The 16,129-nt window shown below is 46.2% G+C and carries 20 protein-coding genes; 17 read left to right on the top strand and 3 right to left on the bottom strand.

All coding sequences use genetic code 11. The annotated features are described in order from the left end of the window. Positions 1–67: 67 nt before the first annotated feature. Positions 68–406 (bottom strand): hypothetical protein, encoded by a 339-nt coding sequence (locus MKZ16_RS22965; RefSeq protein ID WP_076104381.1) that lies wholly within the window; start codon positions 404–406, stop codon positions 68–70. Positions 407–413: 7 nt separating this feature from the next. After that, positions 414–1,412, bottom strand: coding sequence for a DUF1385 domain-containing protein (locus MKZ16_RS22960; protein ID WP_076104382.1), 999 nt, complete (start codon positions 1,410–1,412; stop codon positions 414–416). A 155-nt stretch (positions 1,413–1,567) separates the two neighbouring features. On the opposite strand from MKZ16_RS22960, the gene MKZ16_RS22955 reads away from it, so the two are divergent. The 5 genes from MKZ16_RS22955 (at position 1,568) to MKZ16_RS22935 (ending at position 5,952) form a co-directional block, all read left to right on the top strand. Beyond that, a complete protein-coding gene (locus tag MKZ16_RS22955) occupies positions 1,568–2,059 on the top strand; it encodes a YqhR family membrane protein (protein ID WP_036682865.1) in 492 nt (163 codons plus the stop codon). A gap of 74 nt (positions 2,060–2,133) precedes the next feature. Then, positions 2,134–3,204, top strand: coding sequence for a Xaa-Pro peptidase family protein (locus MKZ16_RS22950; RefSeq protein ID WP_036682862.1), 1,071 nt, complete (start codon positions 2,134–2,136; stop codon positions 3,202–3,204). A 47-nt stretch (positions 3,205–3,251) separates the two neighbouring features. Then, positions 3,252–3,809: an elongation factor P gene (efp, locus tag MKZ16_RS22945; RefSeq protein WP_038572538.1), complete on the top strand. Its 558-nt coding sequence runs from the start codon at positions 3,252–3,254 to the stop codon at positions 3,807–3,809. 147 nt (positions 3,810–3,956) lie between these two features. After that, on the top strand, positions 3,957–4,505 hold the full coding sequence (locus MKZ16_RS22940; RefSeq protein WP_036682857.1) for a dihydrofolate reductase family protein: 549 nt from the start codon (positions 3,957–3,959) through the stop codon (positions 4,503–4,505). 193 nt (positions 4,506–4,698) lie between these two features. Next, on the top strand, positions 4,699–5,952 hold the full coding sequence (locus MKZ16_RS22935) for an aspartate kinase (RefSeq protein ID WP_036682855.1): 1,254 nt from the start codon (positions 4,699–4,701) through the stop codon (positions 5,950–5,952). Positions 5,953–6,086: 134 nt separating this feature from the next. On the opposite strand, the gene MKZ16_RS22930 is transcribed toward MKZ16_RS22935, so the two are convergent. Further along, a complete protein-coding gene (locus MKZ16_RS22930) occupies positions 6,087–6,953 on the bottom strand; it encodes a YitT family protein (RefSeq protein WP_081382367.1) in 867 nt (288 codons plus the stop codon). A 323-nt stretch (positions 6,954–7,276) separates the two neighbouring features. Between MKZ16_RS22930 and MKZ16_RS22925 the strand changes: the two genes are divergently transcribed. The 12 genes from MKZ16_RS22925 (at position 7,277) to MKZ16_RS22870 (ending at position 16,069) form a co-directional block, all read left to right on the top strand. After that, a complete protein-coding gene (locus tag MKZ16_RS22925; protein ID WP_036683194.1) occupies positions 7,277–7,519 on the top strand; it encodes a YqhV family protein in 243 nt (80 codons plus the stop codon). 82 nt (positions 7,520–7,601) lie between these two features. Next, entirely contained in the window at positions 7,602–8,603 is a 1,002-nt protein-coding gene (gene spoIIIAA, locus MKZ16_RS22920; RefSeq protein ID WP_036682854.1) for a stage III sporulation protein AA, read from the top strand. Continuing rightward, the gene (gene spoIIIAB, locus MKZ16_RS22915; RefSeq protein WP_076104383.1) at positions 8,596–9,114 is read left to right on the top strand and encodes a stage III sporulation protein SpoIIIAB; all 519 of its coding nucleotides are present in this window, start codon (positions 8,596–8,598) and stop codon (positions 9,112–9,114) included. Before spoIIIAA ends, spoIIIAB begins: the two co-directional genes overlap by 8 nt. Positions 9,115–9,127: 13 nt before the next feature. Beyond that, positions 9,128–9,331 (top strand): stage III sporulation protein AC, encoded by a 204-nt coding sequence (spoIIIAC, locus tag MKZ16_RS22910; protein ID WP_036682849.1) that lies wholly within the window; start codon positions 9,128–9,130, stop codon positions 9,329–9,331. Between the two features lie 7 nt (positions 9,332–9,338). Continuing rightward, the gene (spoIIIAD, locus tag MKZ16_RS22905; RefSeq protein ID WP_036682847.1) at positions 9,339–9,728 is read left to right on the top strand and encodes a stage III sporulation protein AD; all 390 of its coding nucleotides are present in this window, start codon (positions 9,339–9,341) and stop codon (positions 9,726–9,728) included. 44 nt (positions 9,729–9,772) lie between these two features. Next, on the top strand, positions 9,773–11,005 hold the full coding sequence (spoIIIAE, locus tag MKZ16_RS22900; protein WP_076098641.1) for a stage III sporulation protein AE: 1,233 nt from the start codon (positions 9,773–9,775) through the stop codon (positions 11,003–11,005). Positions 11,006–11,032: 27 nt separating this feature from the next. Beyond that, positions 11,033–11,809, top strand: a complete 777-nt coding sequence (gene spoIIIAF / locus MKZ16_RS22895; protein ID WP_076104384.1) for a stage III sporulation protein AF — start codon at positions 11,033–11,035, stop codon at positions 11,807–11,809. Positions 11,810–11,852: 43 nt separating this feature from the next. Continuing rightward, positions 11,853–12,497, top strand: coding sequence for a stage III sporulation protein AG (gene spoIIIAG / locus MKZ16_RS22890; RefSeq protein WP_036682839.1), 645 nt, complete (start codon positions 11,853–11,855; stop codon positions 12,495–12,497). Positions 12,498–12,564: 67 nt separating this feature from the next. Then, the gene (locus tag MKZ16_RS22885; protein ID WP_076104385.1) at positions 12,565–13,482 is read left to right on the top strand and encodes a SpoIIIAH-like family protein; all 918 of its coding nucleotides are present in this window, start codon (positions 12,565–12,567) and stop codon (positions 13,480–13,482) included. A gap of 147 nt (positions 13,483–13,629) precedes the next feature. Beyond that, positions 13,630–14,139: an acetyl-CoA carboxylase biotin carboxyl carrier protein gene (gene accB / locus MKZ16_RS22880; RefSeq protein WP_036682835.1), complete on the top strand. Its 510-nt coding sequence runs from the start codon at positions 13,630–13,632 to the stop codon at positions 14,137–14,139. 54 nt (positions 14,140–14,193) lie between these two features. Continuing rightward, positions 14,194–15,537 (top strand): acetyl-CoA carboxylase biotin carboxylase subunit, encoded by a 1,344-nt coding sequence (gene accC, locus MKZ16_RS22875; RefSeq protein WP_036682831.1) that lies wholly within the window; start codon positions 14,194–14,196, stop codon positions 15,535–15,537. Positions 15,538–15,652: 115 nt separating this feature from the next. Further along, entirely contained in the window at positions 15,653–16,069 is a 417-nt protein-coding gene (locus tag MKZ16_RS22870) for an Asp23/Gls24 family envelope stress response protein (protein ID WP_036682829.1), read from the top strand. The last annotated feature ends 60 nt before the right edge of the window (positions 16,070–16,129 follow it).

The following is a 16,129-nucleotide window of genomic DNA, read 5'->3' as shown; positions in this document are numbered from 1 at the left end:
AGAAAAAAAGCATCCCGCACGTTATTTTGAAACGTGGAGATGCTTTTTTGTGTTTGTCATAATTTAGTTAATGGTACTTCGGAAGCTGATCATCGTTTTTCCCTTTATTTCCTTCGATGACTTGGAAGGGATAACTTTTGCGTTTGCCTGGTGCTGCTTGTGTCTTGCGAATCCCAGCTACCTTGGTCATGGTTTTCTGCGAAGGTTTGACTTTGATTCTAGATCCATTACTGCTGCGAGCGTATTTCCCTGGTCCCATTTTGTAAGCATAATAGATAATCGCTAACAGTACTAAGGGGAGAATCAGCTTCGACAGCGTGTAGAAAGGCTCAGTCAAGACTCCAATCACAAAACCGAATATTGCAAAAATTACTGAAATCCAAAAAATTAAAGCATGCCTGATCATAGGACACTCATCCTTTCGCAGGATCCAATATGCCGCCTGACACACTTGCCTCCGTATATCCTCTGGCTTCAATCTCTGCATCAAGCTCACGCATACGATTGAAAGAGGCGATGGATACTTCTACCTGATCATCCTTTGGTTCTTTGGTAGTGAGCAACTGCAGCCATAGTCCAGGATATCCCAAGTATTTGAGACCTGGAATTTCTCTTACTGCGTTGGTACCCTTCAGAACCTCAAACGAAACACCGATTACGACAGGCAGCAGAATAATCCGTTGGATCACACGTTCCCAAAGATTATCCCATGGTACTACGGAGTAAATAATAACGCCGAGGATAATCGTCAGCATCATAAAACTGCTTCCGCAGCGGTAATGCAGACGGCTGTATTTCTGAACGTTCTGGACAGTCAGATCTTCGCCTGCTTCAAAGGCGCTGATGACTTTGTGTTCCGCACCGTGATACTGGAATAGCCGCTTGATCACAGGTGTTTGCGAAATCGCCCATAAATAGACCAGCAAGAGGACCATTTTAATGCCGCCTTCTATGAGGTTGTGCAGTACATAGTTATCAAATGCATTCTTGAATAAAAAATCTTCGACAAATACTGGGACAAGCGTAAAAATGAGCTTTCCGAATAAGAAGGAGAGAATACCCATTACAGCAACGCCAAAAATCATTCCGAGGCTCCAGCCTTCGTCCTTTTTCTTCGGCTTAGCTTTCTCTTTCGCCAGTTCTTCGGGTTCCAATTCATCTTCGGCATAGGATTCAGCTGAATAGTTCAAGTGCTTAGAGCCTTTGGCGCTGGCATCTATAATACTGACAAGGCCGCGAAGCAGCGGAATCTTGCGCAGTTTAGTGACCCAGCTCTTATCGCTTCTTGGCACCTCCAAAAATGTAATCTCCTGATTCTTTCGTCGCACGGCTGTTACATTAATATGCTTGCCGCCGAACATGACGCCTTCAATGACGGCTTGGCCGCCATAGCTGGGAGTTTCCTGGGACAACCAATTCACCTTCCCGTAATTAATATGATTTATATAATACATTGTAACTAATTTTTGAAGACATTACTAGTTGGATCGCCTTTTGCTGCACATACTACCTTATAGGGACAAGGAGAGACAAATCGGTATTAAAATACGGAAAGCGAGGCAATTCTATGAGCAAATCACATCAACAACAATCAGATCATACTAATATTTGGTTTTTTGCGCTCGAATTAGGTTTTTTCGCAGGTTTGATTTGGGGAGGGCTGCACTGGTTAATCTACTGGTTCAGCTTTACCAAGGTTAGTCCTGGTTATTTAGCAGAGCCGTTTTTTAAACATACTTTTCTGACAACAATGTATGGACATCTCGTGGGTTATTTGTTTTTCATTTTATTTTCAGTGATAGCCTCACTGCTATATGTGCTTATTCTGCGCAAGCTGAAGGGACCTTGGCCAGGATTGGTTTATGGTGTTTTGTGGTGGGTAGTTATATTTATTCCCGGCTCGCAAATGTTTCTTATGCAGCCGCCTTTTAAGCTGCCGTGGAACACTGTGATTAGTGAGTTCTGCCTTTTTTTACTTTGGGGGATGTTCATTGGATACACAGCGGCGATTGAGTATACCGACGAACGAAAGCGTGAGCAAGCGACTGCACTTGCCTAACGGCTCGAAAAAACTTCTCAAGGGGATATCCCTATGTTAAAATACAATGTGGCTATTTCGAGAGGAGAATGAAAATGGGTAACGAGCGCGTCTCCAAGCTGCGTAAGGTTTTGCAGGATAAAGGATTGGAAGCAATGTTGATAACCAGCGGTTATAACCGCCGCTATTTAAGTGGATTTACCGGATCGTCCGGTTATGTATTGGTGACAAGCGATGATTGTTATCTGCTAACTGACTTCAGGTACATGACACAGGCTGCGGATCAAGCGGTAGGAGTTAAGGTTGTAGAGCATGGTCCTAAATTTATTGATACAGTACGCGAGTTGCTGCCAACAGGCAGTGAGGTACGTGTTGGTTTCGAACAGGATGATGTCTCATTCAGCGCTTATACCTCATATGCGGAAGCCCTTAAGCCGGCAGTGTTAGTTCCAGTTTCCAAAGCCGTGGAAGACCTCCGTATGTTCAAGGATGCTGAAGAGCTTGCTGTTATGCAACGTGCAGCTGATCTGGCTGATGCTACATTCAATCATATTCTGAATGTGATCAAACCAGGCATGACTGAAAGAGACGTCGATTTGGAAATGGAATTCTATATGCGTACCCACGGGGCAACTGCGTCATCGTTTGATACGATTGTTGCTTCAGGTGAACGTTCGTCCATGCCGCATGGCGTAGCAAGCAGCCGTGTAATTCAAGGTAATGAATTTATTACGCTTGATTTCGGCGCATTACTCGATGGATACTGCTCAGATGTGACTCGTACCATTGCACTCGGAGCTCCAGATCCGAAGCTGAAAGAAATCTATGATATTGTGCTGGAAGCTCAGCTACATACGTTGGCACATATCAAACCGGGTATGACTGGACGGGAATGTGATGCACTGGCACGTGATATCATCGCTAGCTACGGATATGGTGATCAATTTGGACATAGCACGGGTCATGGACTTGGAATGGAAGTTCATGAATGGCCGCGTTTGTCCAAGCTGAGTGACGATATCATGCAGCCGGGAATGGTGGTTACTGTGGAACCAGGTATCTATTTGCCGGGGATTGGCGGAGTACGTATTGAAGACGATATTGTGATCACCGAGAGCGGAATATCGCTGCTGACCCATTCGTCCAAAGAATATACAGTACTGTAAGTAAGAAAAAGTAGTGGTTTAATTATCGAATTCAGGAGGGATTTTTAGTGATTTCAGTAAACGATTTTAAGACAGGCTTGACCGTAGAGGTGGACGGTGATATTTTTACCGTTCTTGATTTCCAGCACGTTAAACCAGGTAAAGGTGCAGCGTTCGTTCGCTCTAAGCTGAAAAATCTGCGCAATGGTAACACTGTCGAGCGTACTTTCCGTGCAGGTGAAACTATTGGCCGTGCTATTATTGAGAACCGTGGCGTGCAATATTTGTATGCAAGCGGATCTGAGCATGCTTTCATGGACAACGAAACCTATGACCAATTCGAATTGTCCAGCAAGCAGCTTGAATGGGAATTGAACTTCCTTAAAGAGAACATGACTGTAAACATCATCAGTTACCAAGGTGAAATCCTTGGGATCAACCTGCCTACCAGCGTAGAGCTGAAGGTTGTTGAAACTGAGCCAGGTGTGAAGGGAAATACAGCTCAAGGCGCTACTAAATCGGCCAAGCTTGAAACAGGTCATTCTGTACAAGTTCCTTTGTTCATCAATGAAGGAGATGTGCTGCTTATTGATACTCGCGAAGGTAAATATATCTCCCGCGCGTAGGAAGCATCATACTTGCTGAACTTATAACCAATCAGCCTCCCCCGTTATTACGGTGGGGGGTTTTTGGTATATAAACGAGGATGCATGAGGAACAGTATGGGTGTGGGATATTATACTTACGAATTGAAGGATTAGAAGGAGGCGCATATGAGAAAATTAATTATATCTCAGTTCATATCCCTTGATGGTGTTATGGAAAATCCACAATGGACCTTCTCATTCGGAAGTGAAGAACAGGAGCATTTCAAATTTGCTGAACTGAAAGCTGCTGACGCTCTAATGTTAGGACGGACAACCTACGAAGGTTTTGCAGAGGCTTGGCCAAATATGGTTGAGCAGACGGGTGAGTACGGTGAAATGATGAATGGATACGCTAAGTACGTAGTCTCCACAACTCTCGAAGAAACAACATGGAGCAATTCAAGCTTGATTAAGGGCGATCTTGTTCAGGAGGTGTCCAAGCTGAAGGAGCAGCCGGGGAGAGATATTCTCGTTTTTGGCAGTCGTACGCTTGCGCAGAGCCTGATGCAGCTTGGCCTTGTCGATGAATATCAGCTTCTGGTCTTCCCGATTCTGCTGGGTAGCGGTCAGCGCCTGTTCGATAACGTTGGTGAAGAGAAGACGTTGGAGCTAGTGGACTCCAAAAGATTCAGCTCTGGAGTGATGGCCCTGACTTATCGACCAGCTTCTCAATAAAAAACTGGAAGACGGGTGAAATGAGGTCAGCTAGTGTCTTGAAGCTGACCTTATCTTTTTGTTAGCTTCTGGAAAATCAATAATTTTTTAATGAAATCATTAACGCATTACGCTATTTTCGTATTATACTGGTTTAAAGCGGGAAACCGATTAGAAGCAACTACATAGACCGATATGGGGAGTGAGTGGGACTTTGTCACTTTATGTTATGAAATTCGGAGGCAGCTCCGTCGGCGACACAGAACGCATGCAACGTGTTGCCAAGCGCATCGCAGACAAGCAGGATGAGGGACATCGCTGCGTTGTAGTTGTATCTGCTATGGGGGATACAACAGATGATTTGATCGATACGGCGAAGCAATTAAACGGGCAGCCGCCTGCACGTGAAATGGATATGCTGATGACAACAGGAGAGCAGATTTCCGTTGCTCTTTTGTCCATAGCTCTTCATGGGATCGGGCGGAATGCAGTATCTTATACAGGATGGCAGGCCGGGTTCCGTACAGACGAAACCCACGGTAGAGCTCGTATCAATGATATTGATCCACACCGTGTAGTAGCGTCTTTGGAACGCGAACAGATCGTTATCGTTGCCGGTTTCCAAGGGATGACTTTGGATGGTGAGATCACTACCCTGGGCCGCGGAGGATCGGACACGACAGCTGTAGCCCTTGCGGCTGCTATTCAAGCAGATGTATGTGAGATTTATACCGACGTTGATGGTATCTATTCTACAGATCCACGCATTGTGAAAACAGCCCGCAAGCTGAACGAAATCTCATACGATGAGATGCTAGAGCTTGCCAATCTGGGAGCGGCGGTACTACATCCGCGTGCAGTGGAGTATGCTAAGCGTCATCAAGTTAAGCTGGTCGTTAGATCGAGCTTTAATCATAATGAAGGTACTGTTGTGAAGGAGGAAGCAAGCATGGAGCAAGGAGTCGTAGTTAGTGGGATTGCTTATGATAAGAATGTAGCACGTGTCAGTATTCTAGGAGTACCTGATGTACCGGGTGTACTCGCTCAAGTCTTCGGCAAGCTGGCTGAAGAAGGCGTAAACGTAGATATCATAGTACAAAGTGGTGTGCAGAATGAGCAGGCTGACTTCTCATTTACAGTTTCACTTGATGAACTGGACCGTGCGAAGGAAGTAATTAAAGAAATCCATAAAACTTTACCTTACCGTGAAGTAACGTCCGAGGATAACCTCGTGAAGGTTTCTATTGTTGGCGCGGGTATGGTTAGCCATCCTGGTGTTGCAGCTCAAATGTTTGATGTACTCTCCCAAGAGGGCGTAAGCATTAAGATGGTCAGCACGTCAGAGATTAAGGTTTCTTGTGTAATCGAATCCGGCAATTTGCCATCGATCATTCAGGCGCTTCACACCGCTTATAATCTGGATACAACTGAGCAGGCCTTTGTTGGTGGTCCTAAGGATCGTCGTTAAGAGCCGTTTAATCAATAAAAAGGGAGATCCTACAGCTACTTAGCTACGGGGTCTCCTTTTTGGGCATCAGCTATAAATGAAAAGGAACGCTGCAGGTTTGAATGCAGCGTTCCTTTTTACATCTATATGGGTATTTATCCTAAACGTCTAAATCGGCCTAGAATTTCAACAGTCTCAAGTACATTGACGAAAGAGCTTGGATCCGTCTCAAGGATAGTCTTACGCAGCTCTGACAGCTCATAGCGGGTCGTTACGGTCATCAGCATTGTATTGCCCTCGTGACTGTAACCGCCCTCTGCGTTGACTACTGTGATGCCATGAGGCAGCTCTCTAAGACGATTCAGCATTTTATCCCGTTCCTTGGTAACAATGAAGCAGGTTAGCTTGACATGACGAATATGAATCATATCAACCACTCTGCTTTTCACAAAAATACAGAGCATAGCGTATAAGGCTGAGTCCCAGCTTTTAAAGAAGCCTAAACTCAGAATAACGATCCCATCCATTACGAAGAGTACATTCCCAATAGGAATATCCCGCTTACGTGTAATAATCGAGCCTAATATATCAAATCCTCCAGATGAGCCCCCGGCACGGAGAGAAAATCCAACCCCGCCAGCAATAATTACGCCGCCAAAAATACTAGCCAAAATCGGGTCTTTGGTCACTTTCACCGCAGGAATAATTGTCATGAACCAGGTGGTAGCTAAAACGGAAAGCATGCTTAGTAAGATGTACTTTTTCCCCACTGCAATAAATCCCCAGATCAGAACAGGAAGGTTTATCGCAAAATAAATGATTGAGATGTACTTCGGATTAGTTACATACCCGATGACTGAAGCCACCCCCGCTACCCCGCCGCTTAGCAGTTGATGAGGAATTAGAAATAATCTCATCCCTGCGGCGACTAAAAAAGCTGAAAAAATAATGATTGCCGCTTCTCTTACTGGTCTGACTACGGACCGCATGCTGAGCGGTAGCCCGTAATTTCGAACGTGCATGACACAAATCCCCTCTTTTTCTTATGTCTTTTTAGTTTGCCTTTTTTTGAAAATATAAACTCACTATATTTCCAATTAAAAAGGATACCACAGATGAAGGCGTTCGTAAAAATTATTTTATCGTACTGATTATATTTATTTATGAACCCACTCACTATGAATTCTTTCACAGTCTGATCTGTAAATCTGTCATTTCTCATTGTCTAAAGTGAAAAAGCCACGCATATCCATGAATAATAGAAAGCTAAACAAGCCTCAGATGTCTTTTGGTATGAATGAATTAGTAAAAGGAGTTGAGTTGATTGGACAAGTATGTGAGTTGGATGGCGACTCTGCGGTTGTTCTCGGGCAGTGCAGAGATTATAGCTGCCCTGATAATGCTCAGATTAAATCAGGTCGATAAGGCACTCGCTGTCAATTCTGGACTGGCTTTGGTAGGCCCGACCATATTGATATTGACGACAGCAATTGGCCTGACTGGGATGGCGCAGCAGCTGTCATGGAGCAAATTAGGCTGGGTGGGCTGCGGTGTAGCCTTTCTCTTAATCGGGATTTTGAAAAAATGATAGATGATAGGCATATTGGGCGCGTACAAGCATAAATATGGAATAAAGCAATTAAGTAGAGGACAGCTTGGGGGTACTTTGTATGGCAGATGACTGGCTGCAATTGTTTCCTGAAAAAGTAAGAGCACTGTTAAAGTGCCTTCCCCTTCCGCTGCTAGGAATGGTGGAGGAGATTCGTGTCCGTGAAGGTCGTCCGCTGGAAATTAACTACTCTGGTAAATATCACTTTCTAAGAGTGAATGGCAGTTTGACGCAGAGGCCTGAAGAAGCTTACAAGCCGGATCGGGAAGACACTCATCGACTGCTAGATCTGATCAGCAACCATTCGCTATATACGATGGAAGAAGAGCTGAGAAAAGGATTTATTACGATTCCCGGCGGTCATCGGATAGGACTTGCTGGTCGGACAGTACTGAGTGGCGGAGGTGTAGAGCATCTTCGTGATATCACTGGCTTTAATGTCCGTATTGCTCGTGAAGTACCTGGAATCGCAGATGGAGTGCTGCCTTATTTACTGGACAAGGGGCGGCAGCGAATGATGCACACCTTGATTCTCTCCCCTCCACAACATGGCAAGACTACCCTACTCCGCGATCTCGCAAGACAAATCTCCTTAGGGGAATTGGGCAAGCGCGAAGGGAGTAGACCGGGGCTGAAGGTGGGAATTGTTGACGAACGGTCTGAAATTGCTGGCAGCCGGCGTGGTGTTCCCGCCTTTGACGTGGGTCCGCGGACAGACGTTCTTGATGGGTGTCCCAAGGCAGAAGGCATGATGATGATGATCCGGTCGCTATCGCCAGATGTATTAATCGCGGATGAGATTGGGCGTCCGGAAGATGCCGAAGCAGTTACCGAGGCACTGCATGCCGGAATATCTGTCATTGCTTCCGCTCACGGAAAAGATGTAACAGAGTTGGCTCGTAGGCCGGGTCTTGGAGGACTGCTGGAACAAAAGATGTTCGAGAGATATGTCATACTCCATCGTTCAGAAGCAGGTCTCACGTTTCGCATTCTGGATGGTCAGAAAAGAGGAATGCTGCTTATCTCTCCCGGGGATCGACTAGGTGGTGATTTGCATGCTTAAGCTGTTCGGTGCTGTGCTCATTGTGGTGGCTGGTACGCTTGCAGGTCTCCAGTTTGCTCGTCAATATGCAGACAGGCCCAGACATATCAGAGGTTTAATAGCAGCACTACAGCGGTTGGAAACAGAGATCATGTACGGCTTCACCCCACTGCCGGAAGCCATGCGGCGGATTGGGAATCAGTCGAAGGACCCGCTGAAATCGTTGTTTGTCAAAACAGCGGAGGAGATGAGCCCTCCCTATGACAGAAGCGCCCAGGATGCCATCCAGCGGGCGATGGAAGCATATTGGAAGTCTACCGCTATGAAGGGGACAGAAAGAGAGATTCTTCGCCAGCTCAGCTGTACTCTCGGCACAAGCGATAGGTCGAATCAGAGCACTCATATCGCGTTAGCATTGCAGCAATTGAAGCAGGAGGAGTCGGTGGCCAGAGAGGATCAAGGCAAATATGAAAAGTTAAGTAAAAGCCTGGGTCTGCTGCTTGGAGTACTGATCGTCATTTTGATCTTTTAGCGAGGTGCCAGGAATGAATATTGAAGTCAATGCGATTTTTCAAATTGCCGGCATTGGCATAATTATCGCCATGATACACACGGTGCTCAAACAGATGGGAAAAGAGGATTTCGCACATTGGGTCACCGTGATCGGGTTCGTAGTCGTGCTGTTCATGGTGATTCGTATGCTGGACGGGTTGCTGCAGGAAATAAAAACGATCTTTCTTTTTCAATAGGCGTGCTATGGAGATTATTCAAGTTGTTGGGATTGGGCTGATATCGACCATATTGATTCTCGTACTGAAGGAACAAAAACCGATGTTCGCCTTCCTTCTTGCTACTACAACAGGAATTCTAATTTTTATGTTTCTGATCGGCAAGATCGGAATGATCCTCTCTACACTGGAGCGGGTGGCTGAGTCATCGGGGATGGAAATGATTTATTTGAAGACTGTTTTCAAAATCATCGGCATTTCCTATATCGCGGAGTTCGGTGCACAAATTGTACGAGATGCCGGTCAGGAATCCATTGCTTCCAAAATAGAACTCGCCGGCAAAGTGCTAATTATGGTACTAGCCGTACCCATCATCAGCATCATTATCGAAACCGTCATGAAACTACTGCCTGCTTAAAGCAATCGTAAAGAGAGCTGAGCAACGAATCGGGAGGAGAAATTATGCAAGAGCGCAGTGTTTTCCGTCCTCCAAAACTAAAAATAATACTGCTGCTGCTTCCATTCTTTTTCATTCTATGGTTTGCAGGTACAGCTCAGAGTGTGCAAGCTTCCTCAACACCAGAATCCGGCAGTTCTTCCCCGGTAGACCAGTGGGTCAAGAGCCAGGTGAATAATTTGCCAAAAGATAAAGTGGAGTCGTATTGGGATCAGCTGATGAAGGATTATGGTGGTTTTTTCCCGGACGGGGCCACACCTACGCTAATGGACATGCTGCTTCCAGGAGATAAGGGGCTCAGCTTGAAGGGTGTGTTATCTGGGCTTCTAGGCTTTATGTGGCATGAGGTGCTGTACAACGGTAAGCTGCTTGTGACGATTGTGATGATCAGTGTACTCAGCATGATTCTGGAGACGCTGCAAACCGCTTTTGAGCGAAAAACGGTCAGTAAGGTCGCTTATACGCTCTGTTATATGGTGGTGCTGGTAATTGCCGTGAACAGCTTCAATATCGCTATTGGTTATGCAAAGGATGCTATCGACCGGATGATCGATTTCATGATGGCGATGATTCCACTGCTGTTCGCGCTGCTGGCTTCGATGGGGAATATCGTTACGGTCTCTGTCACCCATCCGTTAATTGTTTTTATGATTCATACGGTTGGCACCATGATCCACAGCCTTGTTTTTCCGCTTCTGTTCTTCTCGGCTGTGCTGCATCTGGTCAGCGCATTGTCGGAGAAATATAAACTAACCCAGCTGGCTAACCTGCTGCGAAACATCGGTGCTGGACTGTTAGGTGTACTGCTAACTGTGTTTCTAGGTGTAATTTCCGTTCGAGGGATAACAAGCTCAGTAACGGATGGGGTCACCATTCGGGCCGCTAAATATATTACAGGGAATTTTGTTCCGGTCATCGGCAAAATGTTCGCGGATGCCACAGACACAGTAATCTCAGCTTCACTGCTGGTGAAGAATGCGATCGGGTTATCGGGTGTCATTATCATATTGTTCCTGTGTGCTTTTCCGGCAATCAAAATCCTGGTGCTTGCCCTTATCTACAACATAGCCGCCGCTGTGATGCAGCCGCTGGGAGAGACACCGATTGTAGTCTGTCTCCAGACGATTGGAAAAAGCATGGTGTACGTATTCGCTGCTTTGGCTGCTGTTTCCTTAATGTTTTTTATGGCGGTTACGATCATGCTGACTGCGGGCAACTTGACCGTAATGATGAGGTGAAGCAACAAAACCTTTAGGAGGGAAACCATGAGCTGGTTGGGCGATTGGCTGCGGGAGATCATCCTGGTTGTGCTGTTGGCGTCATTTGTTGAATTGCTGCTCCCAAGCAAATCCATGGAGCGTTATGCAAGATTGGTGCTAAGTCTCCTAATCCTGCTCACGATGCTCAGCCCTATCGTCTCTCTCCTGAAAGGTGATGCAATCTCCGAACTGAGTGTCGCTATGGGACAGCAAGAGAAAGAAGGCGGTTTGTTCACTGGCGGAGGGAAGGGAGACCCATCCTTGGAACAGATTCTGGCAGATGGGCAAAAGCTTGCACAAGGCCGTCAGGAACAGAGTCTGCAGCTCGCTGCCGAAGAGGTGGCGGGTCAGATGAAAGAGCAGATTATCAGTGAGACCGGCAAACGCGGGGTTAATGTCACCGTAACGCTGGGCATGGGGAAGTCTGGCGGCACCGGTAACGAAGATGTTCCTGTCATTTCTAATGTAAAGGTCTCTATGCCTCAGACATCGGCTAACTCCCCGGGTACTTCCGGAGCTTCCAGCACAGCGACTACAGCACCCATTACAATCACTCCTGTAGCACCTGTAGAAGTTAAAATTGTCGCTAATCCGGGAGATAACGTAGAGAGTGAAGCGACATCATCAGATGAACCTAATAAAGCAGTGAACGGAATTGTAGCTGAAGACAGCGCGTCCTCGAGTGAAATGGAGTCCATTGTAAAGCTGCTGGAGCTGAAGTGGGATTTGGATCCCAAAGTCATTCAGGTGGATGGCAGCGTGGCTAGTAACGTCAAATCATGAGCTTGATGTTTCTAAGAAACTATAATTTTTAGGAGGGATGGGAGTGGGCAATTGGCTGAAAAAGCTTGAGCAGTGGGCTGGGGGTGGGGCCGGCAGTCCAAAGAGAAGCCATACCTTTCGCTGGCTGATCATTCTGGGTCTGCTGGGCGCAGCGATCATGCTATTCAATTCCTTCGTCAATGTGAAGAGGATTGATAACGAGAATACAGGGCGTGAGCCGCCGCTGAATCAGTCCTCTCAAACGGCGCTGGTGCAGAGTGATCCAACCACAACAACCAATTCGTTCGACAGCATCGAACTAGCGATGGAGAACCGGATGAAGGAGATTTTGGAGAAAATCGTTGGCGTCGGTACGGTCGATATCATGGTTACAGTGGAGTCTACAGAAGAAATTGTCGTGGTGCGTAATATGAATGACTCCCAGCAGCTTAGTGAAGAGACGGATGCCAGTGGGGGGAAACGTCATACGACACAATATACGAGGGATGGCGAAATCGTAACCTACTCGCAATCAGGGGACGAAACACCCATTGTGACGAAGCGGATTAAACCTCAGGTACGCGGCGTACTGGTAGTTGCCAAAGGGGCAGAGAACAAGGTTGTTCGTGGACTCGTCGAGCAGGCTATAGAAAAAGGCTTGAACGTCCCGATCCAGCGCATTTCAGTAGTACCACGCAAACAAGAGTAGCAGGAGAAAGTCAATAAGTGAGTGCTTCCGAAGCAGCCACTAGATTAAATTTTAGGAGGAATATGGAATGAACGGCAAAAGACAAACGATATGGTTGGTTTCTATGCTCAGCTTGATGGTGGTCCTCTCTGCATACTATTTATTCACTGAAGACTCAGGTGCTTCGATTCCAAAAGACACGGCTGGCACAATGCAGGTTGATTCCCTGAAAGACACAGCAGGTGCAGCGTTGCCCACGGTTGGTGACAAAGGTGTTGTTGTGAACGAAGTTGTTAGTCAAGGCGATGTTGTTGCTGATGAAGGCGTTGTAGATAGCACTACTGGCGCCGCTACTACGGACGACAGCGCTACTGCCGCCAAAACGGATGACAGTGCTGCTACCGCTAAAACGGATGATAGCACTACTACTGCTAAAACGGACGACAGTACAACTACAGCTGCTAAGGACGATAGCAGTAAAGCTGCCGCAAATAGCAGTGACTCAGAGAAGGCAACAACCGACACTGCTGCTAAAGATGCCACGAAAACAGATAAATCTGCTAAAGATACAGCCGCAAATACAACCACCAAGACTCCAGCCAAAAATGACAAAGAAATTCTCGATGAAGTAGCTTCTCAAAGTGTATCGGCGAGCAGCATGTTCACTAACTACCTTTATGAACGTGAGCAAAAGAATCTTAAGAACCAACAAGACTTGCTTGCTTTGATTAATGACATGGATAAAACACCTGCTGATAACGCAGTCGCTCAAGAACAACTTCTCAATCTTGAAGAAAAAGAATCCAAAATTACCGGTATCGAAGAACAGCTTCAACAAAAATATGGAGAAGCGATTGTAAAGGAAGAAGCTGGAGACAGCTACAAAGTAGTTGTTCTCAGCGACAAACTGGATGTAAAACAAGCGGTTAGTATCGTGGATCTCGTAATGAAGGAACTCAGTGTATCTCAAGATAAAATTAGTGTACAATACGTTTCTGAGCAATAATAAGCTGTAAAATTAAAAGAAAAATGACGAAAGAGCTCGGGTTGCCCCGGGCTCTTTCCATTTTTACCGATTGTGATATAATACATAAAGTTATCTTGTCCGCTTAAGAAGTGGCTTCGAGAGAAAGCTGAAGGAGTGAACTGATATATGTTCAAGTTGAGCGAAATTAAGGAATTGATTAAATTGCTGGACCAGACCTCCTCTGTACATGAGTTGGAGATCGAAAGCGAAGGAATGAAGCTTGCAATTCGCAAACCGGATCGCCCTGAAGCTGATGGAACAGCAGTACAGGCGACTCCTTATGCTGCCTATCCCTTTACGCCTGCCCCGCAGCCGCAGAGCGTACCGCAAGTATCCTATCCGGTAGTTGGTGAAGTTCCTCCAGCGCAGCAGCCACAAGCAGCTGATGAAGGCAAACTACATAAAATTGTGTCTCCAATGGTGGGGACCTTTTATAGTGCCGCTTCTCCGGAAACGCCTTCGTTTGTTAATGTTGGAGACCGTGTAAGTGAAAAATCAACGGTTTGCATTATCGAGGCGATGAAACTGATGAATGAGCTGGAAGCGGAGATCAAAGGTGAAATCGTGTCTGTACTTGCTGAGAACGGTCAGCTTGTAGAATATGGTCAACCACTATTCTTGGTTAAACCGGAATAAATACCGCAGACTACTTAAGGAGCGGAAGCTTCGCAAAACTTTGGGAGGAAACGCATGAACATTCAAAAAGTGTTGATTGCCAACCGCGGCGAAATCGCGGTCCGCATTATTAGGGCCTGCCGTGAACTGGGCATTTCCACCGTCGCGGTCTATTCGGAACCCGACCGGGATTCACTGCATGTCCGGTTGGCTGATGAAGCTTACTGCATCGGTCCGATGCCGGCCAAGGACAGCTATCTGAACTTTACAAATATTATGAGTGTAGCCACCTTAACGGAATGTGATGCCATCCATCCTGGCTATGGATTTTTAGCTGAAAATGCGGATTTTGCAGAGATTTGTGAATCTTGCAATATTATCTTCATAGGACCTTCTCCAGATGCCATAAACCGTATGGGTGACAAGGCTGTGGCGAAGGAAACCATGAAACTGGCTGGAGTTCCGATTATCCCGGGCTCAGATGGTCTTGTAGGCGATGTAGAGGAAGCTGTCATGCTGGGCCGCGATATTGGTTACCCAATCATCGTTAAGGCTACTGCGGGTGGCGGGGGTAAGGGAATACGGATTGCTGAGGACGAGGAATCTTTGGTGAAGCAGATCACTGCTGCACAACAGGAAGCACAAAAGGCGTTTGGTAACGCTGGTGTATATCTGGAGAAATTCCTAACAGGCATGAAGCATGTGGAGATTCAGATTATTGCAGATAAACATGGCAATGTAGTGCACTTAGGCGAACGGGACTGCTCCGTGCAGCGTCGTCGCCAAAAGCTGATTGAAGAGGCACCTTGTTCAGTGCTCACACCTGAAATTCGTGAAGCAATGGGTAATGCAGCAGTTCGAGCAGCACTTGCCGTGAATTATTCGGGAGCCGGAACACTTGAATTCCTGCTTGGACCGGATGGACAGTTTTACTTCATGGAGATGAATACTCGTATTCAGGTCGAACATCCAGTAACGGAAATGGTTACAGGCGTGGATTTGATTAAGGAAATGATTTCTGTAGCAGAAGGCAATCCGCTGTCATTCACTCAGGAAGATATCGTGATTAATGGCTGGTCGATTGAATGCCGTATAAATGCTGAAGATCCAGAGCGTAATTTCATGCCTTCACCAGGAAAAATCGGCTTTTATTTGCCACCCGGAGGCCTTGGCGTTCGTGTAGATAGTGCGGCGTACCCAGGATATACGATTTCCCCTTTCTATGATTCTATGATTGCAAAACTGATTGTATGGGCTCCTACACGTCAGGAAGCGATTGCGAAGATGAAGCGCGCCTTGGCTGAATTCGCCGTGGAAGGCATTCATACTACCATCCCTTTCCATCAGAAACTGTTGGAGCATCCTGTATTTTTGGATGGTAACTTTGACATTAAGTTTCTTGAAGAGTATGAAATTTAGGACGACTTCGGTTTGTTTGTCATAAAGTTCGTCAAATGATATAGTATGTTTAATAAGAGACGTGCTTTACGCTTGAAATCATGAACAATCTTTCTTGAAAGGTGTGAAGTCTAAAATGAGTACATTGCCGACAGAATACGAACGGACGGAAATCGGTGAAATCCAGATTGCTCCTGAAGTAATCGAGGTTATTGCAGGTCTGGCGACCGTTGAGGTTAAAGGTGTAGCAGGTATGAGCGGCGGATTCGCCGGTGGTATTGTTGAACTTCTTGGACGTAAGAATCTATCCAAAGGAGTTAAAGTAGAGGTTGGACAACGTGAAGCTGCGGTGGATGTTTCTGTAATTATTGAATATGGCAATCGCCTTCCTGAAGTGGCTGCTGAAATTCAACGCAATGTTAAGCGCTCCATCGAGACTATGACTGGTCTGACTGTTGTGGAAGTGAATGTGCATATTCATGATGTGCAATTCAAGAACAACAACACTGTAGACAAGAACGAAGAAGCTGAAACGATTCTTCGTGTGAAATAGCAGTCATCGTTCTTCCATAAACCCCCGACAGCAAAGTCGAGGGTTTACTCTAATTTAAGG

The organism is Paenibacillus sp. FSL R5-0928, from assembly GCF_037970385.1.
In the GTDB taxonomy this organism is placed as follows: Bacteria; Bacillota; Bacilli; order Paenibacillales; family Paenibacillaceae; genus Paenibacillus_AQ; species Paenibacillus_AQ odorifer.
Note: the sequence above shows the minus strand (reverse complement) of the source record. Positions and strands in the feature narration are given on the sequence as shown.